The sequence below is a fragment of the Homoserinibacter gongjuensis genome, assembly GCF_030161875.1.
GTDB classification, from domain to species: Bacteria; Actinomycetota; Actinomycetes; order Actinomycetales; family Microbacteriaceae; genus Homoserinibacter; species Homoserinibacter gongjuensis.
On record NZ_BSVA01000001.1, the window covers coordinates 48,931 to 74,982 of the forward strand.

The 26,052-nt window shown below is 72.1% G+C and carries 29 protein-coding genes, 2 tRNA genes and 4 pseudogenes; 23 read left to right on the top strand and 12 right to left on the bottom strand.

What is annotated here, in order from left to right; genetic code table 11:
* The first annotated feature begins 78 nt into the window (after positions 1-78).
* The 9 genes and pseudogenes from QQK29_RS00285 (at position 79) to QQK29_RS00325 (ending at position 5,868) form a co-directional block, all read left to right on the top strand.
* Entirely contained in the window at positions 79-456 is a 378-nt protein-coding gene (locus QQK29_RS00285; RefSeq protein ID WP_284296825.1) for a hypothetical protein, read from the top strand.
* Positions 453-794 carry a hypothetical protein gene (locus tag QQK29_RS00290; RefSeq protein ID WP_284296827.1) on the top strand — a complete coding sequence of 114 codons (342 nt, stop codon included), beginning with the start codon at positions 453-455 and terminating at the stop codon, positions 792-794. The genes QQK29_RS00285 and QQK29_RS00290 overlap by 4 nt, the downstream gene beginning before the upstream one ends.
* Positions 728-1,213 (top strand): hypothetical protein, encoded by a 486-nt coding sequence (locus QQK29_RS00295; RefSeq protein WP_284296829.1) that lies wholly within the window; start codon positions 728-730, stop codon positions 1,211-1,213. Before QQK29_RS00290 ends, QQK29_RS00295 begins: the two co-directional genes overlap by 67 nt.
* Positions 1,174-2,136 carry an FtsX-like permease family protein gene (locus QQK29_RS00300; RefSeq protein WP_284296831.1) on the top strand — a complete coding sequence of 321 codons (963 nt, stop codon included), beginning with the start codon at positions 1,174-1,176 and terminating at the stop codon, positions 2,134-2,136. The genes QQK29_RS00295 and QQK29_RS00300 overlap by 40 nt, the downstream gene beginning before the upstream one ends.
* The gene (locus QQK29_RS00305) at positions 2,133-2,474 is read left to right on the top strand and encodes a hypothetical protein (RefSeq protein WP_284296833.1); all 342 of its coding nucleotides are present in this window, start codon (positions 2,133-2,135) and stop codon (positions 2,472-2,474) included. The genes QQK29_RS00300 and QQK29_RS00305 overlap by 4 nt, the downstream gene beginning before the upstream one ends.
* A complete protein-coding gene (locus tag QQK29_RS00310) occupies positions 2,444-3,859 on the top strand; it encodes a hypothetical protein (protein ID WP_284296835.1) in 1,416 nt (471 codons plus the stop codon). Before QQK29_RS00305 ends, QQK29_RS00310 begins: the two co-directional genes overlap by 31 nt.
* Positions 3,742-4,284, top strand: coding sequence for an FtsX-like permease family protein (locus tag QQK29_RS00315; protein WP_284301861.1), 543 nt, complete (start codon positions 3,742-3,744; stop codon positions 4,282-4,284). The genes QQK29_RS00310 and QQK29_RS00315 overlap by 118 nt, the downstream gene beginning before the upstream one ends.
* A pseudogene (locus QQK29_RS00320) lies at positions 4,281-5,158 on the top strand (ABC transporter ATP-binding protein). The gene QQK29_RS00315 and the pseudogene QQK29_RS00320 overlap by 4 nt, the downstream one beginning before the upstream one ends.
* Positions 5,155-5,868 (top strand): ABC transporter ATP-binding protein, encoded by a 714-nt coding sequence (locus QQK29_RS00325; protein WP_284296837.1) that lies wholly within the window; start codon positions 5,155-5,157, stop codon positions 5,866-5,868. Before QQK29_RS00320 ends, QQK29_RS00325 begins: the two are co-directional and overlap by 4 nt.
* A gap of 3 nt (positions 5,869-5,871) precedes the next feature.
* Here QQK29_RS00325 and QQK29_RS00330 read toward each other — a convergent pair whose 3' ends face one another.
* Positions 5,872-6,471, bottom strand: a complete 600-nt coding sequence (locus QQK29_RS00330; protein WP_284296839.1) for a benzoate/H(+) symporter BenE family transporter — start codon at positions 6,469-6,471, stop codon at positions 5,872-5,874.
* A complete protein-coding gene (locus QQK29_RS00335; RefSeq protein WP_284296841.1) occupies positions 6,459-7,058 on the bottom strand; it encodes a benzoate/H(+) symporter BenE family transporter in 600 nt (199 codons plus the stop codon). The genes QQK29_RS00330 and QQK29_RS00335 overlap by 13 nt, the downstream gene beginning before the upstream one ends.
* A 108-nt stretch (positions 7,059-7,166) precedes the next feature.
* Between QQK29_RS00335 and QQK29_RS00340 the strand changes: the two genes are divergently transcribed.
* The 6 genes from QQK29_RS00340 to QQK29_RS00365 are packed head-to-tail and all read left to right on the top strand — an operon-like array spanning position 7,167 to position 14,469.
* Positions 7,167-7,514 carry a hypothetical protein gene (locus QQK29_RS00340; RefSeq protein WP_284296843.1) on the top strand — a complete coding sequence of 116 codons (348 nt, stop codon included), beginning with the start codon at positions 7,167-7,169 and terminating at the stop codon, positions 7,512-7,514.
* The gene (locus QQK29_RS00345) at positions 7,439-8,452 is read left to right on the top strand and encodes an FtsX-like permease family protein (protein WP_284296846.1); all 1,014 of its coding nucleotides are present in this window, start codon (positions 7,439-7,441) and stop codon (positions 8,450-8,452) included. The genes QQK29_RS00340 and QQK29_RS00345 overlap by 76 nt, the downstream gene beginning before the upstream one ends.
* On the top strand, positions 8,380-10,200 hold the full coding sequence (locus QQK29_RS00350) for an FtsX-like permease family protein (protein ID WP_284296848.1): 1,821 nt from the start codon (positions 8,380-8,382) through the stop codon (positions 10,198-10,200). Before QQK29_RS00345 ends, QQK29_RS00350 begins: the two co-directional genes overlap by 73 nt.
* A complete protein-coding gene (locus QQK29_RS00355) occupies positions 10,197-12,869 on the top strand; it encodes an ABC transporter permease (protein WP_284296850.1) in 2,673 nt (890 codons plus the stop codon). Before QQK29_RS00350 ends, QQK29_RS00355 begins: the two co-directional genes overlap by 4 nt.
* Positions 12,866-13,747 (top strand): ABC transporter ATP-binding protein, encoded by an 882-nt coding sequence (locus QQK29_RS00360; protein WP_284296852.1) that lies wholly within the window; start codon positions 12,866-12,868, stop codon positions 13,745-13,747. Before QQK29_RS00355 ends, QQK29_RS00360 begins: the two co-directional genes overlap by 4 nt.
* Positions 13,744-14,469, top strand: coding sequence for an ABC transporter ATP-binding protein (locus tag QQK29_RS00365; RefSeq protein WP_284296854.1), 726 nt, complete (start codon positions 13,744-13,746; stop codon positions 14,467-14,469). Before QQK29_RS00360 ends, QQK29_RS00365 begins: the two co-directional genes overlap by 4 nt.
* On the opposite strand, the gene QQK29_RS00370 is transcribed toward QQK29_RS00365, so the two are convergent.
* The 3 genes and pseudogenes from QQK29_RS00370 to clpX form a co-directional block, all read right to left on the bottom strand.
* Positions 14,441-14,809: a type II toxin-antitoxin system death-on-curing family toxin gene (locus tag QQK29_RS00370; protein WP_284296856.1), complete on the bottom strand. Its 369-nt coding sequence runs from the start codon at positions 14,807-14,809 to the stop codon at positions 14,441-14,443. The genes QQK29_RS00365 and QQK29_RS00370 overlap by 29 nt on opposite strands.
* A complete protein-coding gene (locus QQK29_RS00375; RefSeq protein ID WP_284296858.1) occupies positions 14,806-15,012 on the bottom strand; it encodes a ribbon-helix-helix domain-containing protein in 207 nt (68 codons plus the stop codon). Before QQK29_RS00375 ends, QQK29_RS00370 begins: the two co-directional genes overlap by 4 nt.
* 51 nt (positions 15,013-15,063) lie before the next feature.
* Positions 15,064-16,340 (bottom strand): annotated as a pseudogene (gene clpX / locus QQK29_RS00380) (ATP-dependent Clp protease ATP-binding subunit ClpX).
* A gap of 114 nt (positions 16,341-16,454) precedes the next feature.
* On the opposite strand from clpX, the gene QQK29_RS00385 reads away from it, so the two are divergent.
* The 3 genes from QQK29_RS00385 to QQK29_RS00395 all read left to right on the top strand — a co-directional run bounded on the left by QQK29_RS00385 (position 16,455) and on the right by QQK29_RS00395 (position 18,421).
* A complete protein-coding gene (locus tag QQK29_RS00385; RefSeq protein ID WP_284296860.1) occupies positions 16,455-17,054 on the top strand; it encodes a hypothetical protein in 600 nt (199 codons plus the stop codon).
* Between the two features lie 129 nt (positions 17,055-17,183).
* Positions 17,184-17,879 (top strand): YcnI family copper-binding membrane protein, encoded by a 696-nt coding sequence (locus tag QQK29_RS00390; RefSeq protein WP_284296862.1) that lies wholly within the window; start codon positions 17,184-17,186, stop codon positions 17,877-17,879.
* A complete protein-coding gene (locus QQK29_RS00395; protein WP_284296864.1) occupies positions 17,879-18,421 on the top strand; it encodes a copper resistance CopC family protein in 543 nt (180 codons plus the stop codon). Before QQK29_RS00390 ends, QQK29_RS00395 begins: the two co-directional genes overlap by 1 nt.
* Positions 18,422-18,536: 115 nt before the next feature.
* On the opposite strand, the gene QQK29_RS00400 is transcribed toward QQK29_RS00395, so the two are convergent.
* Both QQK29_RS00400 and QQK29_RS00405 read right to left on the bottom strand, forming a co-directional pair.
* Positions 18,537-19,211: an ATP-dependent Clp protease proteolytic subunit gene (locus QQK29_RS00400; RefSeq protein ID WP_284296866.1), complete on the bottom strand. Its 675-nt coding sequence runs from the start codon at positions 19,209-19,211 to the stop codon at positions 18,537-18,539.
* A 26-nt stretch (positions 19,212-19,237) separates the two neighbouring features.
* Positions 19,238-19,831: an ATP-dependent Clp protease proteolytic subunit gene (locus QQK29_RS00405; RefSeq protein WP_284296868.1), complete on the bottom strand. Its 594-nt coding sequence runs from the start codon at positions 19,829-19,831 to the stop codon at positions 19,238-19,240.
* A 163-nt stretch (positions 19,832-19,994) separates the two neighbouring features.
* Here QQK29_RS00405 and QQK29_RS00410 point away from each other — a divergent pair.
* Together QQK29_RS00410 and QQK29_RS00415 are read left to right on the top strand one after the other, a co-directional pair.
* Positions 19,995-20,234, top strand: a pseudogene (locus tag QQK29_RS00410) (tetratricopeptide repeat protein); the annotation flags it as partial.
* A complete protein-coding gene (locus QQK29_RS00415) occupies positions 20,201-20,455 on the top strand; it encodes a tetratricopeptide repeat protein (protein ID WP_284296870.1) in 255 nt (84 codons plus the stop codon). The pseudogene QQK29_RS00410 and the gene QQK29_RS00415, both read left to right, overlap by 34 nt.
* A 184-nt stretch (positions 20,456-20,639) precedes the next feature.
* Here QQK29_RS00415 and QQK29_RS18280 read toward each other — a convergent pair.
* From QQK29_RS18280 to QQK29_RS00440, 4 genes and pseudogenes are all read right to left on the bottom strand, one after another.
* Positions 20,640-21,913, bottom strand: a pseudogene (locus QQK29_RS18280) (trans-sulfuration enzyme family protein).
* Between the two features lie 31 nt (positions 21,914-21,944).
* Positions 21,945-22,460: a DUF1697 domain-containing protein gene (locus QQK29_RS00430; protein ID WP_284296875.1), complete on the bottom strand. Its 516-nt coding sequence runs from the start codon at positions 22,458-22,460 to the stop codon at positions 21,945-21,947.
* A 163-nt stretch (positions 22,461-22,623) separates the two neighbouring features.
* Positions 22,624-23,997, bottom strand: coding sequence for a trigger factor (tig, locus tag QQK29_RS00435; protein ID WP_284296877.1), 1,374 nt, complete (start codon positions 23,995-23,997; stop codon positions 22,624-22,626).
* Positions 23,998-24,033: 36 nt separating this feature from the next.
* Positions 24,034-24,108, bottom strand: a tRNA-Pro gene (locus tag QQK29_RS00440).
* Positions 24,109-24,354: 246 nt separating this feature from the next.
* On the opposite strand from QQK29_RS00440, the gene QQK29_RS00445 reads away from it, so the two are divergent.
* Both QQK29_RS00445 and QQK29_RS00450 read left to right on the top strand, forming a co-directional pair.
* Entirely contained in the window at positions 24,355-24,540 is a 186-nt protein-coding gene (locus tag QQK29_RS00445; RefSeq protein ID WP_284296879.1) for a hypothetical protein, read from the top strand.
* A gap of 62 nt (positions 24,541-24,602) precedes the next feature.
* A tRNA-Gly gene (locus QQK29_RS00450) sits at positions 24,603-24,676 on the top strand.
* An 87-nt stretch (positions 24,677-24,763) separates the two neighbouring features.
* On the opposite strand, the gene QQK29_RS00455 is transcribed toward QQK29_RS00450, so the two are convergent.
* The gene (locus QQK29_RS00455; protein WP_284296881.1) at positions 24,764-24,964 is read right to left on the bottom strand and encodes a hypothetical protein; all 201 of its coding nucleotides are present in this window, start codon (positions 24,962-24,964) and stop codon (positions 24,764-24,766) included.
* A gap of 43 nt (positions 24,965-25,007) precedes the next feature.
* Between QQK29_RS00455 and QQK29_RS00460 the strand changes: the two genes are divergently transcribed.
* A complete protein-coding gene (locus QQK29_RS00460; RefSeq protein WP_284296883.1) occupies positions 25,008-26,039 on the top strand; it encodes an alpha/beta hydrolase in 1,032 nt (343 codons plus the stop codon).
* Positions 26,040-26,052: the final 13 nt, after the last annotated feature.

Below are 26,052 nucleotides of genomic sequence, written 5' to 3' on the forward strand. Positions count from 1 at the left end.
CGAGCTCGGCCGCCTGCTCACCGAGGTGCGCACCCGCGAACTCGGTCTGCTGTGGGCCCGGGGGCGACGCCGCGCGAAGTGGCCGTCGCGACTGCCGCCGAGACGGCGTTCACCGCGCTGCTCGGCGTCGGCATCGGGGCCGGCGCCGCGGCGGCCCTGGTGGCTCTCGGCGATCCGAACGGGTTCGCACGGCTGGGTGCGAGTTGGTGGGCGATCCCGGCAGGAGTCGCGGCGGCCGCCGTGCTCGCGGTCGCGGTGCAGTCCTTCCTCGGCACCCGCCGCGCCTCCCGCCCCGACGATCCGGCACGCGCCGGGCGGGGTCAACGGATCGCGGGCGCGGGCGTCGCGGTGCTCGTGGTGCTCGGCGCGGTGCTCGCCACCTGGCAGTTGCGGCTCTACGGCTCTCCCGTCACCCCCGACGCGGCGGGGGCAGCTCAGTCGACGCGATCGCCGTGAGCGCCCCGGCCCTCGTCGTCGTCTCGCTCGTGCTGGGCGCACTGCTGCTGTTCCCGCGCATCGCGTCGCTCGCCGAGCGTGGGGTCGCCCGCCGTCCGCAGACGGGCGTGCTCGCGGCCCGCAGCGTGGCGCGCCGCCTCGCGCTCGCGGCGACCCCCATCGCGCTCGTCGCCCTCGCGGCATCGCAGCTCATCATCGCGGCCGGCTTCGCCGGGTCGTGGAGCGCTCCCAAGCCCAGTCTCATGCGCTCCGCTCGGGAAGCGAGCTGCGCGTGGACGCTGGCCCCTCGGGCTTCAGCGAGAGCCAGCTCACCGCGCTCTCGGGGGTCGTGGGCGTGACGCGGCTCGCCGCGGTGGCCTCCGACACGCTCGACATGGGAGATGCCGACGTGCGCCTCCTCGGGGTATCCGCCGAGGCGGTGGGCGACCTCACGCTGGCCGGAGACGGCACGATCGATCCCGCGGCGCTCGCCGACGGCATCCGCGTCGACCCGCTCGGCGCACTGCTGCCCAGCGGCGGGCACGCCCTCACCCTTCGGCTCGTGCCGGACCAGCCGCTCGTGCTGGACGACGTGGCGGTCTGGGTGCAGACCGACGACGGTGTGCTGCGCCGATCCGCGGCCACGGCCGATGCCGGCGACAGCTACACGGCGCCCCTGCCTGCGGCCCCTCAGGCGCCGCCTGGCGGATCGTCGCCATCGACCTCACCGTGCCGTTCGTGCCCGACAAGGACGACGAGCCCGACGGCATCCAGGTGAGCCTCGCCACGGCAGCGGTCGACGGCACGCCCGTCGAGCTCGTCGGCTGGCGCGGCGTCGAGATCGCCGAGCGCGTGCCGCTCATCGCGGTCGGCACGAGCGGCGCGGTCGTCGACCCCGGCACCTCCGCACGGCTCCTGACGCCGACGGGAGTGGCCGCAGCTCGCGTCGTGGTCTCGCGGGTGCTCGCCGAGACGATGAGCGCCGGGATCGGCTCCGAGCTGAGCCTGCCGCTGCGGAACGTGAACCTGCGCGTGACGATCTCGGCGATCGTCGACGGCATCCCGGGGTCCGACCGCAGCGACGCGGTGCTGATCGATGCCCGCGCTCTCGAACTCGAGCTGTTGCGCAGCGAGGTGCAGCCGGCACCCGCCGAGCTCGCCTGGATCGGGGCGCAGGACCCCGCGGCTGCGGGACGCGCGATCGTCGCGGCCCTCGACGGCTCCGTGCGCGCCGAGGTGGCCTCGCACGATCCGCTGGGCGAGATGCTCGCGACCTCGTCGCTCGTGCTGTGGGTGACGGCGATCGGCTCGGTCGTGCTCGCGCTCGCCGCGCTCGGCGCCGTGGTCGGCGCCCAATTGCGCTCGCGTCGTGACGAGACGGCCGTGCTGCGCGCGCTCGGGTTCTCGGCCCGCCAGCAGGGTGCCCTGCGGCGGCGCGAGCTGCTCGCGGTCGTGGGATTCGGCGCGCTCGCAGGCCTCGTGGCGGGCGCCCTCGTGGTGATCGTCGTGATCGCCGTCTTCGTGCGCGCCGCCGTGCCGGGCTCCTATCTGGGCATCCCCACCGAGGTCGCCCTCGACATCCCGCTGCTCGGGGGCGCCCTCGTCTGCTTCGCGGCCCTCGTGCTCGCCTTCGTCGCCGGCTACGGGGCGCTCGTGACACGGCAGGGCCGCATCGCCCGCGTTCCGGAGGATGCCAGATGAGCGCGCTCTCCACCGCCGGGCTGCTGCGCGCGCACCTCCGTTCCGGACTCGGGGCCGCGGCGCTCACGGCAACGCTCGTCGCCGTCACGGTGTTCGTCGCGGCGGCCGTGCCGAGCGCCCTCGCGGCCCTCACGACGGCGCAGTTGCAGCATGCGGCATCCGAGCTCTCGACGGCGCGCCGTGACCTCACGGCATCGGGGCCCTCGGGCCCCGCTTCGCCGAGCTGGTCACCGCGACCAACACGATCGCCGACATCACCGACCAGGTCGAGATCTTCCCGCGCCAATACGGCGAGCCGCTCGAGAGCGTGCTCGGTGCGGGCGAGTGGGTGGGGGTGACGCGCCTGTTCACCGCGAACCCGGAGGACCCCGCCCCGGGGGCGCCGTCGATCTCGGTGAACCTCGCGATCGACCCTGCGTGGCAGCAGCGCGTGCGCATCGTCGAGGGAAGCGCCCCGGAGGCGTGGAGCGGCACGCTCGGCTCCCGCGACGAACCGCGCCCGCCGGTGCCTGTCGCCGTCTCCGCCGGCTTCGTGAAGAACGCGGGAGTCGCCCTGGGCGACCTGCTCGACTACAACGGCGAACGACTCGAGATCGCGGCGGTCTACGAGCCACTCGACGCCGACGCAGGCTACTGGGCCCACGCTCCGCTGCTGGGCGCGCCCATCGTGACGCCCCCACCGGGCTATTCCGTCACGGCGTCGCTGTATGTCGACCCGGGCACCGTGCAGGGTCTCTCCACATGGTTCAACTCGGCGAGCGTCACTGCCTGGTGGCCATCGCGGGTCGGCACCGTGACGGCCGCCAACGCGAGCGAGATCGTCCGGGCATTCCACGACACCCCGTCCTACGGGCGCGTCGTCATCTCCCAGACCGAGCTCACGCTCACGAGCGATCTGCCGCATGCCCTCGAGGTGGCATCCGCACGGATGCAGTTCGTGCTCGCGCTGCTCGCCCTCGTGGCAGCCGGGCCGCTGGGTGTCGTCTTCGCCGTCGACGCGCAGGCGGCGCAAGCGGTGCTCACCCGGCGACGGCCCGCCCTCGCGCTCGCGTCGGCGCGCGGCGCCTCCGGTCGGCAGCTGCGCACGGCGATGGCGATCGAGGGGCTGCTCATCGGCCTGCCCGCCGCCGGGATCGCCTACCTCGCCACGAGGCTGCTCTTCCCGGGGGACTTCACCGCGGCGGGGCTCGCACTCGCGATCGTGTTCGGGCTCGCTCCCGCCGTGCTGCTCGCCGCTCTCACCCCCACGCGCCTGGGCCGCGGCGAGCGCACGGATGTCTCCCTGCGGTCCCGCAGCGGCGTGCGCTGGGTCGTCGAGGTCGCGGCGGTGGGCCTCGCGGCCCTCGCCGTCTTCCTGCTGTTCCGACGCGGGTTCGCCGAGGCATCCGCCGAGGTGGGCATCGACCCGCTGCTGGCCGCCGTGCCCCTGCTGCTGGCGATCGCCGGATGCGTCATCGCGTTGCGCATCTACCCCGCGCTCCTGCTGCTCGTGCACCGCATCGCGCGCACGACCGCGCACGCCGTTCCCCTGCTCGGGGCCGCGCGCGCGGTGCGCACTCCCGCGCTGGGGTTCGCCACCGGCTTCTCCTCCTCGTGGGGGTGTCGATCTCGGTGTTCTCGACGGGCATCGCCACGACGATCCGTGCGGCGATCGCGCAGGCACTGCTGCTGCCCTCCGCCGACAACGAGACGTTCCTCTCGCTCACCCAGCAGCCCGTCATGACGGGACTCACCGTCATGCTGCTGCTCGCCGCGATCGTCGCCACCCTGCTCGGCGCGCTCGCCGTCGTGCTCGGCTCGATCGCGGCATCCGAACCCCGCAACCGCCTGCTGGGAGTCGCGCGCGTGCTCGGCTTCTCGCCGCGTCAGCTCGGGGCGCTCGTCGGATGGGAGCTCGCCCCTCTCGCGATCGTCGCGATCGCGGTGGGCGCGGTCGTCGGCGCCGCCGAGTTGCAGCTCGTTCTCGGTGCGCTCGACCTGCGGCCGTTCCTCGGCACGACCGATGCCGTCGCCCCCGTTCTCGACCCGCTGTGGGTCGCCGGCGTGATCGCCGTCTTCACCGTCGTCGTGCTCGTGGCGGGTTTCGTCACGGCCGCGATCGCTCGCCGGATGAGCCCCGTGAGCAGCATCAAGATGGGAGCCGAATGACCGCGCAGATCCGATGCGCCGACCTGGTGCGCATCTACACCGCCGTCGGCGTCGAGGTGCAGGCCCTTCAGGGCCTCACGCTCGACGTTGAGAAGGGTGAGCTGACCGCCATCGTCGGGGCCTCCGGCTCCGGCAAGTCGACGCTGCTCGGCATCCTCTCGGGGCTCGACACGCCCACCGCAGGCCGCGCCCAGGTGGCCGACCACGACCTGCTCACCATGACGGGTCGCGAGCGCACGCGCTACCGCCGCGAGACCGTCGGCTTCGTGTTCCAGCAGACGGCCCGCAACCTGCTGCCGTACTACACGGCGGCGCAGAACATCGCCCTCGCGCTCGCGCTCGCCCACCGTCCGCGCCGCGGTCGCGCCGAGCGGGTCGACGAACTGCTCGGGCTGCTCGGCATCGCCGAGGTGCGCGACCGCCGGCCCGCCGAGATGTCGGGGGCCAGCAGCAGCGCGTGGCGATCGCCGTCGCGCTCGCCAACGAGCCCGAGGTGCTGCTGGCCGACGAGCCGACGGGCGAGCTCGACGAGGCCAACTCGGTGCTCGTGCTCGAAACCCTGCGCGACATCAACGAGCGCCTCGGCGTGACAGTGCTGATCGTCACCCACGACGACACCGTGTCGCAGCATGTGCGGCGCACGGTGCAGATCCGCGACGGGCGCACCTCGACCGAGGTGCTGCGCCACACCCGCACCGACGAGAGCGGCACCGAGCACCAGATCGAACGCGAGTACGCCGTGCTCGACCGCGTCGGACGGCTGCAGCTGCCGCACGACTACCTCGAACGGCTCGACATGCGCGACCGCGTGCGGCTCGAGCTCGAACACGACCACGTGCAGGTGCACCCGACGACCGAGGAGGATGCGCGATGACCGACCCGACACAGCCCGCGTTGCGCGCCGAGGGGCTGACGCGCACCTACGGGGCGGGCGAGACGGCCGTGCACGCGCTCGTCGACGCCTCGCTCGAGCTGCACTCCGGTGAACTCGTCGTCGTGCGCGGGGCGTCAGGGTCGGGCAAGACGACCCTGCTCAACCTGCTCGGTGGTCTCGACACCCCCACCGCCGGCCGGGTGCAGCTCGGCGAGATCGACCTGACCACCGCATCCGAGGCGCAGCTCGTCGATGTGCGGCGACGCCGCGTCTCGTACGTCTTCCAGTCGTTCGCCCTGCTGCCTGCCCTCTCCGCCGCCGAGAACGTCGAGCTGCCGCTGCGGCTGCTCGCGACGCCGCCCGAGCAGCGTGACGCGCGCGTGGCGGAGCTGCTCGAGCTCGTCGGCCTCGAGGCCCATGCCAACCAACGCCCGGCGGAGCTCTCCGGCGGGCAGCAACAGCGCGTCGCGCTCGCCCGCGCCCTCGCCAACCGCCCCGATGTGCTCATCGCCGACGAGCCGACCGGTCAGCTCGATTCCCGCACGGCCGACGCCATGATGATGCTCATCGCCGAGCTCGTCCACGATCAGAAGGTCGCCGCGATCATGACGACGCACGATCCGAAGATGGTGGCCGCGGCCGACCGCGTGCTCGAGATGCACGACGGGCGGCTCACCCAGACCCTCGCCCGCGGGCGGCACCGGGCCTGAGCGCTACGGCGTGGCGAGCTCGCGGCGCCGTCGGGGTCGCCAGCCGAGCCAGAGCATCGCGATCCCACCCACGACGAGACCCCAGAACGCCGAGCCGATGCCGGCCACCGACACCTGCGAGGCGACCACGAGGAAGGTCACGACCGCGACGACCCGTGTCGCCGGCTCCTCGAGTGCGCCCGTGGTGGCCGTCGCCAACGCGCCGAAGAGGGCGAGCCCGGCGACAGCCGTGATGAGCAGCGGCGGGGTGACGGTGACGAGCGCGGTGGCGGCGCCGGATCCGAGACCGAGCACGAGGTAGCAGACACCGCCCGCGACGCTCGCAACCCAGCGGCGATCGCGATCCGGATGCGCATCCGGCCCCGCCATCATCGCCGCCGTGATCGCCGCGAGATTGAGGGTGTAGGCGCCGAGCACCGACCCGACGACGGTCGCGGCACCGGTGCTCGCGAGGACCACGCGCGCGGGCGGATGCGGATAGCCGAAGGTCTTCAGCACCTCGAAGCCCGGCACGTTCTGCCCCGCCATCGTCACGACGTAGAGCGGCAGCCCGAGGCTCACGAGCACGAGCGGGTCGAACACGGGCCAGGTCACGCTGAGCACGGGCGCGAGCGGGGTCGCCGCGAGCTCAGCCCCTCACCGGACGCCAGCACCACGACGACCGTCGCGAGCACGGCGGCGGGCACCGCCCAGCGCGGCGCGATCCGGGCGAACAGCAACCACACGATCACGACCGGCAGCCCGAGCGCGGGCAACTGCACGGCGGCGAGAACGGGCGCGATGCAGATCGGGAACAGGATGCCCGCGAGCATCGCGCTCGCGATGGGCTTCGGGATGCGGGTCACGGCACGCGCGAGCGCGGGCCAGAGGCCGGTCACGAGCAGCAGCACACCGCACAGCACGAACGCGCCGACCGCGGCCCGGAAGTCGCCCGTCGTCGCCTCCGCCGCCACGAGCACCGCGGCACCGGGGGTCGACCAGGCGAAGCTCAGCGGCATCCGGAACCACAGGCCGAGCCCGATCGCGAGCACGCCCTGCAGCACGCACAGCATGAGCAGCCCGGATGCCGTGTCGGCGGGCGAGGCGCCGACGGCCTGCAGACCCGCGACGACGAGCGCGAAGGAGCTCGCGAATCCGGTGACGGCGCCGACGAGGCCGGCACCGATCGGCTGGAGGTCGGATGCGCGCATGGCACCCGAGCCTAGGGCCGGGGAGGTCATGTGACGACGCGACTGGATGTGACGGTCACATTCGCCGCTAGACTCGCCTGGCTCACCGATGAATCGAGGATCCGTCCCGTGTCGTCCCTTGCCCGCTCACGCCGACAACTCGGGGTGCTGACGAGCGTGGCGGTGGTCGTGGGTCTCGTCGCCGGGGGCTGGATGGTCGCCGAGGGAGCGCTCTCGCGTGCGGCCGATCAGGGGGTGCAGCAGGGCATGGCCACCCGCTCGGGAGCCGACCTCGGCCTGCGGGTGACGGCTCCGCTCGGAGCGGACCCCGAGACCCAGGATGCCCAGGTGCGCGCGGCGATCGGGCGAAGCTTCGCGGCGCTCGCGACGCCCCCGAGGTCGTGCGCACCGCGAGCGCGGCCGCGACCGTGCTCGCGCCCGCCCACCCGACCACCTCGCGCGCGGGACTCGTCATGAGCATCGATGGGCTCGCGCAGCGGGCGCAGCTCGTGGCGGGCTCGTGGGCGTCCTCACCCGACGAGGTGACCGTGCAGGCGGATGCCGCCGAGCTGCTCGACGCCACGGTCGGCGATGTGCTGACGCTCGATGGCGCGCCTGCCCGCATCGCGGGGCTGTGGCGCGTGACCGACCCGCTCGCCGCGCGGTGGCTCGGTGATCCGCAGCTGCTCACCGGTCACGACGACGCCGGCCCGAGCTCGATCGGCCCGATCGTCGTCGACGCGAGCCGGTTGACCGCTTTCGAGGAACCTGACGCGCAGTGGACGGTGGTGCCGGATGCGACGCGCATCGCCGCCGCCGACCTCACGACGATCGCCTCCGCCTGGGCGCAGATCCCGTCGGCCTGGCGCGGCGAGGTCGACGGGGCGGGTTCGTTCCACAAGTCCGGCCGCCTGAAGAACACCGTCGCCGACCTCGGCGCGCGCGTCGATGGCCTGCGGGCCATCGAACCTGTCGTGTTGCTGCTGCTCGCCGCCGCCGCGCTCGTCGCGCTGCTGGAACTGGGCCGTCTGCTCGCGAGCAACCGCGCTCGCGAGATCGCCCTGCTGTGGGCCCGCGGGCGCGGTTCGACCGAGACCGGCGCGTGGGCGGGCATCGAGGCGAGCATCGCTGCGGCGCTCGGTGCCGCCGCAGGCCTCGGTGCCGGGGCGCTCGTGCTCGCGCTGCTCGGCGACCGCGTCGCGGTGACTCCCGCGAGCCTCGGCGTCGCGCTCGTCGCGGTTCTCACGGCGGTCGCGGCTTGTGGTGCCGCCGCGGCCCGACAAGCGCGCGAGGGCGTGCGCGCCGAGGCCGCCGAGGGCGCCTGCGCCGCGCCGCCGGGCCCATGGTCACGATCCTCGCGGTGGCCGCCGCGGCCGTCTCGGTGTGGCAGCTGCGCCTTTACGGCAGCCCGGTGACCCCGCTCGCCGACGGACGCTCGGCGGTCGACCCCATCGCGGTCGTGGCACCGGCCCTTACCGTCGTCGCCGGTGCCCTGCTCGCGCTCACCGCGTTTCCGCTGCTCGCCCGTCTCGTCATGCGGGCGACGGCACAAGGTCCGGCACCGCGGATGCTCGCGGCACACGGGGTCGCCCGTCGCCTCCGTCGCGTCACGGCGCCGCTGCTCGTCGTGGCGATCGCCGGATCGAGCGTGCTCGTCGCCGCCGGCTACACCGCGACCTGGTCGCTGGCCTTCGATCGCACGAGTGCCCTGCGCGCCGGGGCGCCGCTCAGCGTGGCGGGCGCGGGCACTCTCGATGAGGCCACGCTCGACGAGCTCGCCTCACTCGACGCGGTGCAGCACCTCGTTCCGATCCGTCGCGACGAGCTCGTGCTGAGCGACGGCACCGGCACGATCGTCTCGGTCTCCCCTGATGCCTTCGCCGCGCTCGCGAGCGACGGGTCGGGCGCGATCGATCCGCGCGCCGTCGCCGAGCAGTTCCGCGCCGAGCTGAACGGCCCCGCCGTTCCGGCGTCCGCGCACGAGCTCGTGCTGACCGCCGAACTGAGCGGGTTCTCGAACGCACCCGCGGTGAGGTTGCGCTACGCCGACGGCTGGGGCCGCGAGCGCGTGCTGCCCACCGAGGCATCGGCATCCGATGGCCGAGTGCGTTTCACCGCCGCCCTCCCCGAAGCGGCGCCGCCCGCCGGCGGACGGCTGCTCGCGATCGACGTCGAGGTGCGCGGGTCGGCGATCGCGACGGCGGACGGTGCCACCTTCGCGCTCGAGTCGCTCGGAACGGATGCCGGCGAGCTTCCCGAGGCGTTCGGGCGCGCGCCGTGGGCCGCCGAGCCGACCGGGCTCACCGCGGCCGTCGGCGCGACCGGCGCTCGCGGCTTCCGCGTCAGCGGCGGCAACACGACGGTGCGCATGACTCCGGATGCCGCGGACGGCATGCCGCCCGTCGTCGTGACGCGCGCGCTCGCCGAGCGATACGGGCTCGCGGTGGGATCGACGTTGAGCGTGCAGACGGCGGGCTCCTACGCGAACACCACGATGCGCATCGCCGCGGTACTCCCCGCCGTGCCGGGTGCCGACGACGCGCTCGCGGCTCTCATCGACCTCGGCGTCGTGCAGACCGCGGCCGCACGGGAGACGCGCGGCTCGGCCCTGCCGAACGCGGCCTGGCTCGACTCCGACGCGCCGCCGGTCGCCGCCGCCGCGGTGCGCGCCGTGCTGCCGCCGGGGGCCCGCATCCTGACCGCCGACGACGAGGCGGGGCGCACCGTGGTCGGATCCGCCGCGATCGCGCTCGTAGGCGTCGCGGCCCTCTGCATCCTGCTGGCACTCATCACACTCGCGGCCGTCGGCCGCGCCGATCACCGGCTGCGGCTCGGCGACCTCGCCGTGCTCCGCGCGCTCGGCTTCCGCGCCGCGCAGCAGTCCGCCGTGCGGCGCGGCGAGTGGTGGATCGTCGCGGCGTCGGGACTGCTCGCGGGTGCGATCATCGGCACGCTCGCGGTGCTCCTCACCATCCCGCAGCTCACGAGCGCGGCGCTGCCCGATCCCATTCCCGGGCTGTCGGCCGCCGTGCGGGTCGATCCCGTGCTCGTCTCCGGTGGCGCGATCGTGCTGCTCGGCGGCATCGCCCTGCTCGGCGAACTCGCGGCCGCGCGGGTGCGCCGCAATGCGCTGCGCGCGCTCGGCGGGGAGGAGACGCGATGACCCGCTCCCGGGTCGGCACCCCCGGTCTGCTGCTGCGTCACACCTCGACGGGAATCACCGGCTCGTTGCTCGTGGCGCTGCTCGTCGCGATCGCCGTCTTCGCCACCACGGTGGCGCCGCGCGCGCTCGTGACGCTCGGCACCGACGAGCTGCAGCACCGGCTCGGCGAGCTCTCCTCCCTGCGCGACATCACCGGGCTCGGGCGCATCGGTCTCGTCGGCGGGCTCGCCGATCCCACCGCCGAGGAGCTGCTCGGCCCGACCGACCACGCCATCCAGCAGTCGGCGTCGCTGCTGCGTCCGCCCCTCGGCGAGCTCGCGGGAACGCCGCGCTGGGTCGCCCGCACGGCGCAACAGGATGCCGTGCTGCCCGAGGGCGCGCCGGCCGCGCGCGTGCGCCTCAAGCTCGCCGTCGACCTCGCGTGGGGCGACGGCATCCGCATCGTCTCCGGCGACGCGCCGAGCGCCTGGGCCGGGTCCGACGACGGCACGGTCGACGCCCCGCTCGACATCGCGATCTCGCAGGCCACGGGCGAGGCGATGGGCGTGACCGAGGGCGCCCTGCTCCGCTACGGGGCGCTGACCCTGCGCGTCGCGGGCGTTTACGCCCCCACCGATCCGCAGGATGCCTACTGGGCGCACGCGCCGGATCTCGCCGAACCCTCGGTGAGCGCCCCCGACGGCGTCGTGCCGACCGTCACGACCTCGGCCTACATCTCCCCCGACTCGGCGCCCGGGCTCCTCAACACCTTCGCGGCGGGCGCGCTCTCGGCCTGGATCCCCATCGACGCGTCGACGATCACCTACGGCGACGCGGCCGAGATCGCCACCCAGACGCGCACCCGCACGGCCACGAACTTCACGCTGCCCGCTGCGGGAGAGCTGCGCTTCTCGAGTCGGTTCGCGGATGCCATCGACCAGACGGCCGCGCGGGTCGTCGCGGCCTCCGCTCTGCTGGCGCTCGCCCTCTCGGGCCTGCTCGGGGTGCTGCTGGCCGTCGTGACCCTCGGCATCGGCGCGATCGTGGAGCGACGCCGCGCCGCGCTCGTGCTCATCGGGGCGCGCGGGGCGAGCGGCCTGCAGCTTCGCGGCGCCATGGCGCTCGAAGGGCTGATCGTGGCGCTCCCTGCCGCGATCCTGGGTGCCGCCGCGGCCGTCGTGCTCGTGCCCGAACCCGTCGACGCGAGCGCGTGGGTGCTGCCCGTGCTCGTCGCCGCCTCGGTGCCCCTCGTCTTCGCCGTGCGTGCCGGCCCCCACGACGTGCGTGCCCGACGCCGCGACCTGCGCTCGCGCGGCGGGCGGGTGCGCGTGATCGCCGAAGCCCTGCTCGTGGGTGCGGCCGCCCTCGCCCTGTTCCTGCTCTCGCGTCGCGGGCTCGCCGCCTCGGCCAGCGCCGTGGGGATCGATCCGCTGCTCGCGCTCACCCCCGTGCTGCTGGCGGCAGCCGTGTGCGCACTCGCGCTGCGGCTCTATCCGCTGCCGCTGCGTCTCGTGCTCGACCGGGTGCGCGGTGGCGACAGCGCGGTCGGGCTGGTCGGAGCGGCGCGTGCCGTGCGCGCCCCCGTGCACGGGCCCACGGCATCCTTCGCCCTCGTGCTCGGGGTGACGGTCGTGGTGTTCTCGTCGGTGCTCGGCACGACGCTGAGCGTCGGCGTGACCCGCGCCGCTACCGCCGAGGCCGGGGCCGACATCAAGGTGCGCGCGGTCGAGATCGCGCCCGACACGCTCGCCACCATCGCCGGGCTGGACGGGGTTCGGGCCGCTGCCGCGCTCACCCGCATCCCGGGCGCGCAACTCGATGACGACGGAGGCACCAGCGGCGTGACGCTCGTGCTCACCGACACGGCGGCGCTGCACGCCATGCATCCCGAACTGCCGCAGCTCGACGCGCGCGACGGCGGGCGCATCCCCGTCGCGGTCTCGGATGACCTGCCGCTCATCGGCGATGACGCCCGGCTCGGCAGCGCCGAGGTGGTCGTCCAGCACCGGCGCGCGCCGCGGAGCCTGCCGGGTGTCACGCGCGACTGGGTGCTCGCCGACAGCCGGTTCGCCTCCGAGCTCGGGCGCGAGGGCATCGTGGCGGACCTGCTGCTGATCGCCGTGGACGACGCGGATGCCGTCGACCGCATCGCGGCGAGCGCCGAGCGCACCGTGATCGACGCGCTCAGCGAGCAGGGCCGCGCGACGGTCACCGTGACGACCGCGCGGGGTGTGCTCGATGACGCGCGCTCCTCCCCTGTCATCGCGGGGATCGAGGGTGCGCTGCCGATCGCCGCCGGCGCCGCTCTGCTGCTGACGCTGCTCGCACTCGCACTCGCGACCCTCGCGGCGGGCGCGGCACGCAGTCACCTCGTGGGCGTGCTGCGCGTCATCGGCGCCGACCGACGGCAGCAGCGCGGCATCCTCGTGTGGGAATCCGCCCCGGTCGTGATCGTCTCGATCCTCGTGGGGGTGGGGCTCGGGCTCGCCTTGCCGTTCGTCGTGACCTCGGCGGTCGATCTGAGCGCCTTCGTGGGAGGCGACGTCGCGCCCTCCCCCGTCATCGACCCGCTGACGGTCGTGCTCGCGGTGTGCGCCGTGCTCGTCACCGCCGTCGTCGCGGGCGCGACCGCCCTCGCACTCGGACGCCGCCTCACCCCCGCGGTCACCCTCAAGATGGGAGAGAGATGAGTCCCCACATCCGCTGCACCGACCTCGTGCGCATCTTCTCGGCCGAAGGGGTCGAGGTGCAGGCCCTGCAGGGGCTCACCCTCGCCATCGAACGCGGCGAGCTCACGGCGATCATCGGCGCATCGGGCTCGGGCAAGTCGACGCTGCTGTCGATCCTCTCGGGCCTCGACGTGCCGACGGCGGGGCGCGCGGAGGTGGCCGGTCACGACCTGCTCGCGATGACCGCACGGGAACGCACCCGCTACCGCCGGCACACGGTCGGCTTCGTCTGGCAGCAGACCTCCCGCAACCTGCTGCCGTATCTCACGGCCGTCGAGAACATCGCCACGGCGCTGTCGGTGTCGCACACCCCGCGCCGCACCCGCCGGTCGCGGGCCACCGAGCTACTCGAGCTCATGGACATCGCGAACCTCGCCGACCGGCGGCCCGCGCAGATGTCGGGCGGTCAGCAGCAACGCGTGGCGATCGCGGTCGCCCTGGCCAACTCGCCCGAGGTGATCTTCGCCGACGAGCCGACCGGCGAACTCGACGAGCACAACTCGCAGCTCGTGTTCGACGCGCTGCGCACCGTCAACGTCGAGCTCGGCACGACGGTGCTCATCGTCACCCACGACCAGGCCGTCTCGGCGCAGGTGCGGCGCACGCTGCAGATCCGCGACGGGCGCATGTCGACCGAGGTGCATCGCAGCACGCGCACCGACGAGCACGGTAACGAGAGCACCCACGCCGAGGAGTACGCCGTGCTCGATCGCGTCGGCCGCTTGCAGCTGCCCGAGGAGTACCTACGGGCGCTGGCACTGCGCGACCTCGTGCGGCTCGAGCTCGAACCCGACCACGTCGAGGTGCACCCGACCGCCCTCCGAAAGGACACGGCATGAGCGAGCAGATCGTGGCGCGCGCCGAGCGACTGCGCCGCAGCTACGGGCACGGCCCCGCCGAGGTGCACGCCCTGCTGGATGTCTCGGTGCAGTTGCGGGCGGGCGAGCTCGTGGTGCTGCGCGGCCCGTCCGGCGCGGGCAAGACGACGCTGCTCAACCTGCTGGGCGGTCTCGACAAGGCGGATGCCGGCGAAGTGTGGGTGGGCGAGCTCGAGTTGGGTGCCGCGAGCGAAGACGAACTCGTCGAGCTGCGTCGCCACGAGCTCGGCTACATCTTCCAGACCTTCGCCCTGCTGCCGGTGCTCTCCGCGAGCGAGAACATCGAGCTGCCGATGCGGCTGCGCGGCGTGCCGATCGCCGAGCGCCGTGAGCGCACGCGTGAGCTGCTCGCGACCGTGGGCCTCGCCGACCACGCCGAGCAGCGTCCCGGCGAGCTCTCCGGCGGCCAGCAGCAGCGCCTCGGCATCGCCCGCTCCCTCGCCAACGAGCCGCGCCTGCTCATCGCCGATGAGCCCACCGGTCAGCTCGACTCCGCGAACGCCGAGGCCATGATGAGCCTCATCGCCTCACTCGTGCACGAGCGCGGTGTCGCCGTGATCGTCTCCACTCACGACCCGCGCATGGCCGAGCACGCCGACCGCATCATCGACCTGCGCGACGGCCAGCTCGTGCCGCCGAAGCCGGGCAGGCACCTCAGCGCGCCACCACGTGCGGACGGATGATGTCGGCCGCCGCCTGAAGATCGAGCTCGCCGCCCGCTACCCCGAGCACGAGATCGAACGCGGTGTCTTCTGGCATGACGACCCTCAGGCCGTTGAGCGACAAGAACGCGAGAGTCATGAACCATGCGAAGCGCTTGTTGCCGTCGAACAGGGCGTGGTTGCTGGCGATGGAGTGCATGAGCGCTGCAGCCTTGAGTTCGATGGTCGCGTAGGCGTCTTGGCCGAAGGCGCTGGCAGCCGGACGAGCGAGCGCCGAGAACAGCAGCCCCTCATCCCGGATGTGCACGCCGAGCCGCTCGGCGGCGGCGAGCGCCTGCTCGGGCTCGAGGTACTGGATCACGCGTCTTCGAGGCGCCGGATGAGCCCCGCGTAGTCGCGGCTCGTCTCGTCGATGCTGGCCAGCACCGCTTCCGTCTTACGTTCCCGCATGAGGTACTCCTCCACCGCCCGCACGACGAGGGCCTGCTTGGAGGCATGCCGCTCCTCAGCAAGTCGATCGAGACGCTTGTCGAGATCGGTGGAGAACCGCACGGTCATGGCCATGTGCAGGATGATACCACTCTGGTATCACTTTGCGGGGGTGGGCGCTGGGGGCTACGCCGACTTCTCGGCGCGACGCGCGGGACGCGGCACGATCGTCGGCGCCGCGTTGTCGATGACCGCCTCGCGCGTGACCACCACGCGCGCGACCTCGTCGCTCGAGGGCACCTCGAACATGATCGGCCCGAGCACCTCTTCGAGGATGGCGCGCAGGCCGCGCGCACCCGTCTGCCGCAGCACCGCGAGATCCGCGATGGCCTCGAGCGCCCCTGGTCGAACTCGAGCTCCACACCGTCGAGCTCGAACATGCGCTGGTACTGCTTGACGAGCGCGTTCTTGGGCTCGGTGAGGATCTGCATGAGCGAGTTCTGGTCGAGCGGCGAGACCGTCGTGACCACGGGCAGACGGCCGATGAACTCGGGGATGAGGCCGAACTTGTGCAGGTCTTCCGGCAGCACCTCGCTGAAGAGCTCCGCGTCGTCGCGCTTGGAGTGCAGCGGGGCGCCGAAGCCGATGCCGCGACGGCCGACGCGCGCCGAGATGATGTCTTCGAGTCCCGCAAAGGCGCCCGCCACGATGAAGAGCACGTTCGTCGTGTCGATCTGGATGAACTCCTGGTGCGGATGCTTGCGCCCGCCCTGCGGCGGCACCGAGGCAACCGTGCCCTCGAGGATCTTGAGCAGCGCCTGCTGCACACCCTCACCCGACACGTCGCGGGTGATCGAGGGGTTCTCGGCCTTGCGGGCGATCTTGTCGACCTCGTCGATGTAGATGATCCCCGTCTCGGCCCGCTTGACGTCGTAGTCGGCGGCCTGGATGAGCTTCAGCAGGATGTTCTCGACGTCTTCACCGACGTATCCCGCCTCGGTGAGCGCCGTGGCATCCGCCACCGCGAACGGCACGTTGAGACGCTTCGCGAGCGTCTGCGCGAGGTAGGTCTTGCCGCATCCGGTGGGCCCGATGAGCAGGATGTTGGACTTCGCGATCTCGACATCGTCGCGCTTGGTGTCGGCCGGCGCGAGAGCCTGCAGCGAGCGGATGCGCTTGTAGTGGTTGTAGACGGCAACCGAGAGCGCGCGCTTGGCGGGCTCCTGCCCGATGACGTACTCCTCCAGGAAGGAGAAGATCTCCTTCGGCTTCGGCAGATCGAACTCGCTCGTGGCCTCCTCGCCGGCCTCGGCGAGACGCTCCTCGATGATCTCGTTGCACAACTCGACGCACTCGTCGCAGATGTAGACACCCGGGCCCGCGATGAGCTGCTGCACCTGCTTCTGGCTCTTACCGCAGAAGGAGCACTTCAGCAGGTCGGCGCTCTCACCGATACGTGCCATTGCCGGTCTCCCTCCGAAGCGGTACCGAGAGCCTAACCCGTCGCGGCGACACAGGTGCGCCTCTCGTGACATCCCGTGTCGCGGCGCGTCGTGCGCCCGGCCTACCCTGGAGACATGACCCCGAGAGCCGCCCGCCTGCTGCGCGGCGCTCTGCTCGGCACCGTCGCGACAATGCTCGCGGCCGTCTCGCATGCCGCGGGCGGCGGCCCCGTACCGGGCGGCCTCGCGCTCGTGCTCGGGTGCGTCTTCGCGACCGCCGTGGGCACGATCGCCCTCGGGCGCGTCGAGGCGGGTCGGCGCGGCTCGCCCGTGCGCACCGCCGTCGCGGTCGGCATCGCCCAGCTCGCCTTCCACCTCGGGTTCTCGCTGCTCGGCACGGGAGGCGCCGTGCGCTCGACCGGCGGGCACCACCACGCGCTGCTGACCGTGGCCGCCGATCCCGCCACCGCCATCGCGCAGGGCGGGGCGGGCATGTGGCTCGCCCACCTCGTCGCCGCCGTCGCGACCGTGCTCTACCTGCGCCACCTCGAAGGCCGCGTGTGGGCTGTGCTCGCGCGGCTCGGCGGGTTCCTGCTGCGCGCCCTCGGCATCCGGATGCCGCAGCGGCACGCGCCCCACCCCCGGCCCGCGGTCTCCCGCACCGTGATCGCGGCATCCGCGTGGCTGCGCGATGCGATCGCCCGGCGCGGCCCGCCCTCCGTGCTCGGCGCCTGACCCGTCCCGGCACGGGTCGATGTGGCGCAGGCACCGCACGCCGGGGTGCACCGGACGCCCGCGTCCGCCCCCATCGACTCGTCTGCACGCGCCTCGCGCGCGCACACGGAACCCACTCAGGAAGAGAACATGAAGAAGTCCACCCGCACCACCGCATCCGTCGTCGCCGCGCTCGGCGCCGGCACGATGCTCGCCCTCGCGCCCGCCCTCGCGGCGAGCGCCCATGTCACGGCGAGCGCGAGCTCGACCGCCGCCGGCTCGTACAGCATCGTCACCTTCAGCGTGCCGCACGGCTGCGACGGCTCTCCGACCACGGCGGTCGAGATCGAGATCCCCGAGACGATCCTCTCGGTCACCCCGACCGTCAACCCCAACTGGACGATCGAGAAGAACCTGGTGCCGCTGGATGAGGCGACCCAGGATGCGCACGGCGACAACGTCACCGAGCGCGTCGGCAGCGTCACTTACACCGCCATCGGCGCAGGCCTGCCCGACGGCTACCGCGACACGATGGCCCTCTCGCTGCAGCTGCCGGATGGCAAGGCGGGTGACGTGGTCGAGTTCCCCGTTCACCAGCTGTGCGCGGAGGGGTCGACCGACTGGGTCGGCGACGAGGTGCCCTCGATCGTGCTGACGGCGGCAGGCGAAGGCGGCAGCGGGCACGGGCACGGCGACGAGGTCGCAGCGGACGACGCGGATGCCTCGGTCGCCTCCGATCCTGACGTGCTCGCCCGCGTGCTCGGCATCGGCGGCCTCGCCGTGGGTGCCGTCGGCGTCGTGCTCGCGATCGTGGCGCGCCGCGACCGGGCGCAGCGGGAGTCCTGATGCGCCGCGTGCTCCGCGCCCTGGCCGTCGGCACCGCCGCGGCGGCGCTCGTGCTGTTCGCCGCCGTGCCGGCGTCGGCACACAGTCAACTCGTGGGGTCGACGCCCGCCGAGGGCGAGACCCTCGCCGAACTGCCGGCGGAGTTCTCCGTCACCATGAACGAGCGCCTGCTCGACGACGCCGGGCTGTCGGCCTTCGCGTTGCGCGTGCGCGACGCCGGGGGTCTCTACTACGGCGACGGATGCCTGCAGGTCGCCGACGACACGATGTCGACCGCCGCGGCCATCGGGCCGGCGGGCGACTACGTGCTCGAGTGGCAGGTGGTGTCGGCGGATGGCCACCCCGTGGGGGCGAGATCCCGTTCAGCTGGACGGGCGCGGCGACGGCCGAAGGCGCCGCTGCCCCGGCGAGCTGCGGGGCCGAGGTGCCGCCGACGGACTCGGGCACCTCATCCGGGCACCACGAGGCGGAGCCGGCTCAGATCCCGCTCGGCGACGTCGTGTGGATCGTGGCCGCGGTGCTCGTGGTCGCGATCGCCGTGACGGTCGCGCTCATCGCGACGCGACGTCGGCGCTGAGCTCACTCGCAGCTCCCGCCACGACCTCGGCGCCCCGGATGTCTCCGGGGCGCCGAGGTCGTGATCGAGGGGGTGAGGGCCTAGGCCGTGGTCAGCGCCGCCTGAAGGTTCTTGCGGCTCGAGAGCACCTGGTCGATGAGGCCGTACTCCAGCGCCTCGTCGGCCGACAGGATGGTGTCACGCTCGATGTCGGCGTTGATCTCCTCCTGCGTCTTGTTCGTGTGACGCGCGAGCGTGTCTTCGAGCCAGGTACGCAACCGCAGGATCTCCTTGGCCTGGATCTCGATATCCGACGCCTGTCCACGCCCCGCCTCGCCGACAGCGGGCTGGTGGATGAGGATGCGGGCGTTCGGCAGCGCGAGACGCTTGCCGGGCGTTCCGGCGGCGGCGATGACCGCGGCTGCCGACGCGGCCTGGCCGAGCACGACCGTCATGACCTGCGGACGGATGTACTGCATCGTGTCGTAGATCGCCGTCATGGCCGTGAAGGATCCGCCGGGCGAGTTGATGTACATCATGATGTCGCGGTCGGGATCCATCGACTCCAGCACGAGCAGCTGCGCCATGATGTCATCCGCCGACGCGTCGTCGACCTGCACGCCGAGGAAGATGATGCGGTCTTCGAAGAGCTTCGCGTAGGGGTCCTGGCGCTTGAAGCCGTAGGCCGTGCGCTCCTCGAAGCTCGGCAGGATGTAGCGAGACTGAGGCATGCGCGAGGCGAGGTCTCCGCCCGCCATGAACGTGGGGGTTTCCATCTGTGTCGTCCTTATCTCTCTCGCGCTTACTTCTTGCCCTGGTCGGTTCCGGCGCCGCCCACGACATCCGCCGCAGACGCCCGGATGTGGTCGACGAAGCCGTACTCGAGGGCCTCCTCGGCCGAGAACCAGCGGTCACGGTCGCCGTCGGCGTTGATCTGCTCGACGCTCTTGCCGGTCTGCGCCGCGGTGATCTCGGCGAGCCGCTTCTTCATGTCGAGGATGAGCGCCGCCTGGGTCTGGATGTCGGAGCTCGTTCCGCCGAAGCCGCCGTGGGGCTGGTGCAGCAGCACGCGCGCGTTGGGGGTGATGTAGCGCTTACCCTTGGTGCCCGCGGTGAGCAGCAGCTGGCCCATCGAGGCGGCCATGCCGATGCCGACCGTGACGACGTCGTTCGGGATGAACTGCATCGTGTCGTAGATCGCCATGCCGGCCGTGATCGAGCCGCCGGGGCTGTTGATGTAGAGGTAGATGTCGCGCTCGGGGTCCTCTGCGGCGAGCAGCAGCAGCTTGGCCGCGATCTCGTTCGCGTTGTCGTCGCGCACCTCGGAGCCGAGCCAGATGATGCGGTCCTTCAGGAGACGGTCGAACACACTCGGCTGGAATGCCGGTTCTGCCATGGGAGGAGCTCCTTGCTTTTCGATGTCGGTGTCGAATCTACCGGCGCGGTTTCGACCGCTCTGCCGTGTTCGCCCTGGGCAGAGTCGCGCGGCGTGCGGACGTGGCCGTTGCGCCTCTGCTGGGCAGAGTTCGTAGGCTCGAACCATGCAGTGGCGAGAGCGGATGGCGGCGGTATGGGCGGATGCCGATCGGTTGGAGGGCGCAGAACTCGTGCGACGCATCGACGCGATCGCGGCGGAGCACCCGGACGACCCGCTCGCACTGTTCGAGCGCGGCGGCGCCCGCGACTCGACGGGCGACGAGGCCGGCGCCGAGGAGTTCTACCGGCGCGCCCTCGCGGCGGGGCTCCCCGATGACGAGCGCGCGCAGTGCGTGATCCAGCTCGCGAGCACCGTGCGCAACCTCGGTCGGCCCGAGGAATCCCTCGAGCTGCTGCGCGCCGAGTTCGAGGGACGCCCCGACTCCCCTACGGGGATGCGGCTGTCGCCTTCGCGGCCCTCGCGCTCGTCGACCTCGAGCGCCCGGTCGAGGCGGTGGCGGCGCTCCTGCACGCGCTCACCCCGCACCTGCCGCGCTACCACCGCTCGGTGCCCGCCTACGCCGACGCGCTGCTCGAGCGCTGAGCCCCGGGCGGCGGGTACCCCACCCCGTCGTCAATGTCGAAAATGCAGGAGAGCCCGGGCGTGTCGCCCATGGGTGCCCCGAATCCGCGCGCAGCCCGTCGCGTGACTCCTGCATTTTCGACATAGCGCGTGTCGAGGGCGCGGTGCCGGGCGCGGTCCCGGACCCGGCGCGCCCGGCGCCGGGTCAGAGCGGCCCGAAGGTCGCGTCGAGGGCCTGCCGCAGGTCGGCGATGAGGTCGGAGGCGTCCTCCAGGCCCACCGAGAACCGCAGGTGCCCGAGCCGACGGAAGGGCTCCGGGTAGGCGGCGACCCGCGCGCCGCTCGTGCCGACGTGCACGATGAGCGACTCGTCGTGCCCGAGCGACACCGCCGAGGTGATGAGCCGCAACGCCGCCACGAAACGGTTCTGCGCATCCGGATCCCCGTCCACCGCGAACGCCATCATGGCGCCGGCGCCGTGGGGCAGCAGGCGGGCCGTGTCGGCATGCTGCGGATGCGAGGCGAGCCCCGGGTAGTACACGTACGCCACGCGCGGGTCGGCGTCGAGGAATCGGGCCACCTCGGCCGCCGTCTCGACGTGCCGGCGGATGCGCAGCGGCAGCGTCACCGATCCGCGCATGATGAGCCAGGCGTTGAAGGGGCTGATGACGCCGCCCACGTCGACCATCGCCTCGGCCTTGATGCGCTGGATCAGCTCGCGCGATCCCGCGACCGAGCCGCCCATGGCATCCCCGTGCCCGTTGATGTACTTGGTGAGGGAGTGCACGACGAGGTCGGCGCCGTCGTCGAGGGGCGCGCGAGCGGAGGCGGCGTAAAGGTCGAGTCGACGCTCAGCAGCGCCCCGGATGCGTGCGCGATCTCGGCGAGCGCCGCGACATCCGCGAGCCGTGTCGTGGGGTTCGCGACGACCTCGGTGTGCACGAGACGGGTCTCGGTCCGGATGGCGGCCCGCACGGCGTCGAGGTCGGAGGTGTCGACGAAGGTGGCCTGGATGTCGTACTTGCGCGGCAGCAGTTCGGCGAAGAGCTTGTGGATCGCCTCGTAGGACTGGTCGGAGACGACCACGTGGTCGCCCGTGCGCAGCAGTGTGAAGAACACCGCGTGCAGGGCCGCGACGCCGCTCGCGAGCACGACCGCATCCTCCGCGTGCTCGAGGGCCGCGAGCTTGCGCTGCAGCCCGAGCTGGTTGAGGCCGCTGTTGCGCGTGTAGAGGGGCGCGTCGGTGCCCGACCAGCTCATGGTCGAGGGGTCGTCGGGCAGGGCGTAGGAGTTCGCCATGACGACGGGGGTGCGGATGGCTCCCCCACCCGCCGCGGACTCGTTGCCGCCGTGCACGGCGAGGCTGTACTCGCCGAGACTCGATTCGTGGTGCTTGTCGGGAGAGCTGGTCACGCTTCCACGGTACGACCGCGGGCGGTGTGTGACGGCGTGCGGCGACGGACGCGACCGCGCGGGCATGCTCGGCTGCCCGGCGGGTCGGCTGCGCGTCTCAGCCCAGCAGCTTCTCGAGCGTGTTGACGTTGCGGCTCGTGAGATGCGGCTTGTACGCGGCCTTGCCGATCGCCTTGCCGAGCTCGGAGTCGAGGGTGTCACCCTTGGGAACGGTCCAGTACACGACGCCCTCGCCGCCGGCGCACCGCTCATGTGCCGGGTCGAGGTCGAGCGCGAGCAACCGGTCCTTCACCTCGGGGTCGAGCACGAACAGCACGTAGTCGTGCCAGCCTTCGCGGCCGCGTTCGAACGGGTAGGCGTCGACGATGCCGCGCAGGGCCTCGGTCGCGAACACCTGCACCCATGCCGGGTAGCCGAACCGTGCACGCAGTGCGGTCTCGACATCCGCTTTCACGGCGTCGGCGGCGGCCTCGCTCGTCACGAGGGCGTTGCCGCTCGCGAGCACGGTGCGCACCTCGCCGTAGCCGAGGCTCTCCAGCAGTTCGCGCAGTTCGGCCATCTTGACGGTCACGCCGCCCACGTTGACGCCGCGCAGCAGAATGACGTATCGCACGCGGTCACCCTACGCGGCCCCGCTGAGAGCACGATCCGCCGCGGTTTCGGCGCTCTGCGCGAGTTTCGCGAGCCGCGGAGCGCCGAAACCGCGGCAGAGCTCGCCGATCGCGCGGGACGCCGAAGGCCCGACCGCGCGGATGCGATCGGGCCTTCGAAGCAGGTCAGTGGTTGTGACCCTCGTGGTCGTCGTGGTCGTGGTCGACGCCCACGAGGTCGGACTCCTCGATGATCTCGGAGTCGTCATCCTCGCCGCCGAGCACCGTGGCGGTGAGGGCCGAGACGTCGACCGCCTTGCCCTTCTCGTCGACGACCTTGGCCTTCGAGAGGGCGACGGCGATGGCCTTCGAGCGGGCCACCTCGCCGACCATGGCCGGGATCTGACCGGAGTTGCCGAGCGCCTGGATGAAGTCGCCGGGCTCCATGCCGTACTGCGCGGATGCCTGCACGAGGTAGGAGGTGAGCTCGTTCTGGCTGACCTTCACGTCCTCGGCCTCGGCGATCGCGTCGAGCAGCAGCTGGCGCTTGAACACCTTCTCGCTCTCCTCGGCGACCTCGGCGCGGTGCACGTCGTCTTCGAGACGGTTCTCGTTCTCGAGGTGGCGGTGCACCTCGTCGTCGATGAGGCCCTGCGGAACCGGGATGTCGGCCTTCTCGACGAGCAGCTCCACGAGCTTGTCGCGCGCGGCTGCCGCCTGACCGAACTCGGCCGAGCGCTCGAGCTGCTCCTTGATGTCCTTGCGCAGCTCGCCGATGGTGTCGAACTGGCTCGCGATCTGGGCGAAGTCGTCGTCGGCCTCGGGAAGCTCGCGCTCCTTGACCGAGATGAGCGTCACCGAGATCTGAGCCTTCTCACCCTGGTGGTCGCCGCCCACGAGCTCCGACTCGAAGGTCGTCGACTCGCCCGCGGTGAGGGTGTCGAGGGCCTCGTCGATGCCCTCGATGAGCTCGCCCGAGCCGATCTCGTAGGAGATGTTGGATGCGGTGTCGATCTCCTCGCCACCGATCGTCGCGACGAGGTCGAGCTGGGCGAAGTCGCCCGTCTTGGCCGGTCGGTCGACGGTCACGAGCGTGCCGAAGCGGCTGCGCAGGTTCTCGAGCTCGGCCTCGACCTCATCCGGTCCGACCTTCGCGGCCTCGACCTCGACCTTGAGGCCGTCGTACTTCGGAACCTCGAACTCGGGGCGCACGTCGACCTCGACCGTGAAGACGAGGTCGCCCGAGAAGTCCTTCTCGCTGGGCCAGGTGGTGACATCCGCCTCGGGGCGACCGAGCGGGCGCAGCTTCTCGGCGTTCGCGGCGTCACGGTAGAGACGCTCGAGCCCCTCCGAGACGGCGTGGTTGAGCACCTCGGCGCGGCCGACGCGCTGGTCGATGATGGGCGGCGGCACCTTGCCCTTACGGAATCCCGGGATCGAGACCTGCTCGGCGATGTGCTTGTAGGCGTGCTCGATCGAGGGCTTCAACTCGTCGGGGGTGACGGTGATCGTGAGCTTGGCGCGCGTGGGCGACAGCTTCTCGACGGTCGTACTGACCATGGGGATGTCTCTCCTGGATTGTTCGCTGATGTTCCGTCGGGGCGACAGGATTTGAACCTGCGACCTCCCGCTCCCAAAGCGGGCACTCTAGCCAAGCTGAGCTACGCCCCGGATGCCGGGTCTTCTGCAGCCTGCTGTCGGGCGGGGTGACGGAGACGTTCCGGCCCGAAATCGGCCTCGCACAGTCTAGCCGCATGCGCCTGTGCCCCCGCTGCCGCATCGAGACGGCACCCACAGCTGGTTGAGGAGCGACGCGCGCAGCGCGGCGCGTCTCGAAACCAGCCACCACACGACACACGACTCCCCCGCACCTGCGTGTCGCCCCCCGATGTCGGAGGCGCGGCGCACCATACCTCTATGGCCAACATCGACATCATCGAGATCCAGGCGTTCGAGCCCCGTTGCCTCGACTGCGGCGAGACGGGCCCGATCGAGTCGAGCGCGTTCTGGGCGATGGCGTGGGAGGAGGCGCACGTGTGCGTCGCCGCGCGCATCGACAGCGAAGAGCGCGAACTCGTCGACGCGGGGCGCCTCAGCGCCTGACCAGAACCACCCCTGCCCTGCGCTAGACTCGCGGGGTTGCCCAGCCGGATTCGGCGGGCTCCGGGGCGGTAGCTCAATGGTAGAGCCTCAGTCTTCCAAACTGATTACGCGGGTTCGATTCCCGTCCGCCCCTCCACTGCCCTGACGGTGACCCGGATCGCCGGCACCGCATTCGTGTGACGCCGCGAATCGAACCTCCGGGCGGGCCCACGCCACCAGAGGCTTAGTCGCCGTCGCCGTCCAAGGCACCGCCGACGTCGCCCGCCTCGGCGGCCGAGGGCCCGACCTCGACGAGGCTGACGGTCGTGTTGGCGAGCGCGTCGCCTGCGCGCAGCTCGGCCGCCTCGAGGGCGCGCTCGATGGCGAGGTCCATCGGGGAGCCAGGCACCACATCCGGGTGCGTCGTCGTGGTGGGTGTCTCCATGCGCCCAGTCTAGGTTTTGTCACGGTCTCGATAGCCTGGCTGGATGAGACGCATCGCCCGCGCCATCGGCACCTGGTTCCGTCGTCCCCGCCACATCGTGTTCACGGCCCTCGCGGTGGTCATCGTCGGCCTGCTCGTGTGGACGAGCACGTCACCGTGGCCGTCGTCGATGGTGATCCGCGCCGTCTTCGAGTCGTCGCGCGACGCGAACATCGCGGAACTCAACCGCCACCTGCCCGACGAGCTGCCGCACGAGACGCTCGACGTGCCCTACGGCGATGAGGGGTCGGACACGACGTTCGACGTGTTCTGGCCCGAGGGGACCGCGGATGCGCTGCCCACGGTGGTCTGGATCCACGGGGGTGCCTGGATCTCCGGCGACAAGGTCGACGTGGCCCCCTACCTGCGCATCCTCGCGGCCGAGGGCTACACGACCATCGGCCTCAACTACACGGTCGCACCGGAGGCCGTGTACCCGACCGCGGTACGGCAGCTCAACGACGCGCTCGAGCATCTCGTCGACAACGCCGACGAGCTGCACATCGACACCGACCGCATCGTGCTCGCCGGCGACTCGGCGGGTGCACAGCTCGCGAGTCAGCTCGCCGCCATGATCACGAACCCCGACTACGCCCACCTCGTGGGCATCGACCCCGCCATCCGCGCCGACCAGCTCGTCGGAGCCGTGCTGAACTGCGGCGTGTACGAACTCGACGGCATGGCGAAGCTCAACGGCATCGTGTCGTGGGGCTTCAAGAGCGCCCTGTGGGCGTACACGGGCACGAAGGACTGGTCGTCGGAGGCGCCCGGCACGCTCATGTCGTCGCTCGAGTTCGCCACCGCAGACTTCCCGCCCACCTGGATCTCGGGCGGCAACGGCGATGGACTCACCTGGCTGCAGTCGGTGCCCATGGCACACCGCCTCGAGGAGCTCGGCGTCGACGTGACGCGCGTGTTCTACGCGGCCGACCACACGCCGGCGCTCGGTCACGAGTACCAGTTCCACCTCGACGGCGAGGCCGCGCAAGACGCGCTCGTGAGCACGATCGCGTTCCTCGATCGGGTGACCGGCTAGCCCCGCGTCAACT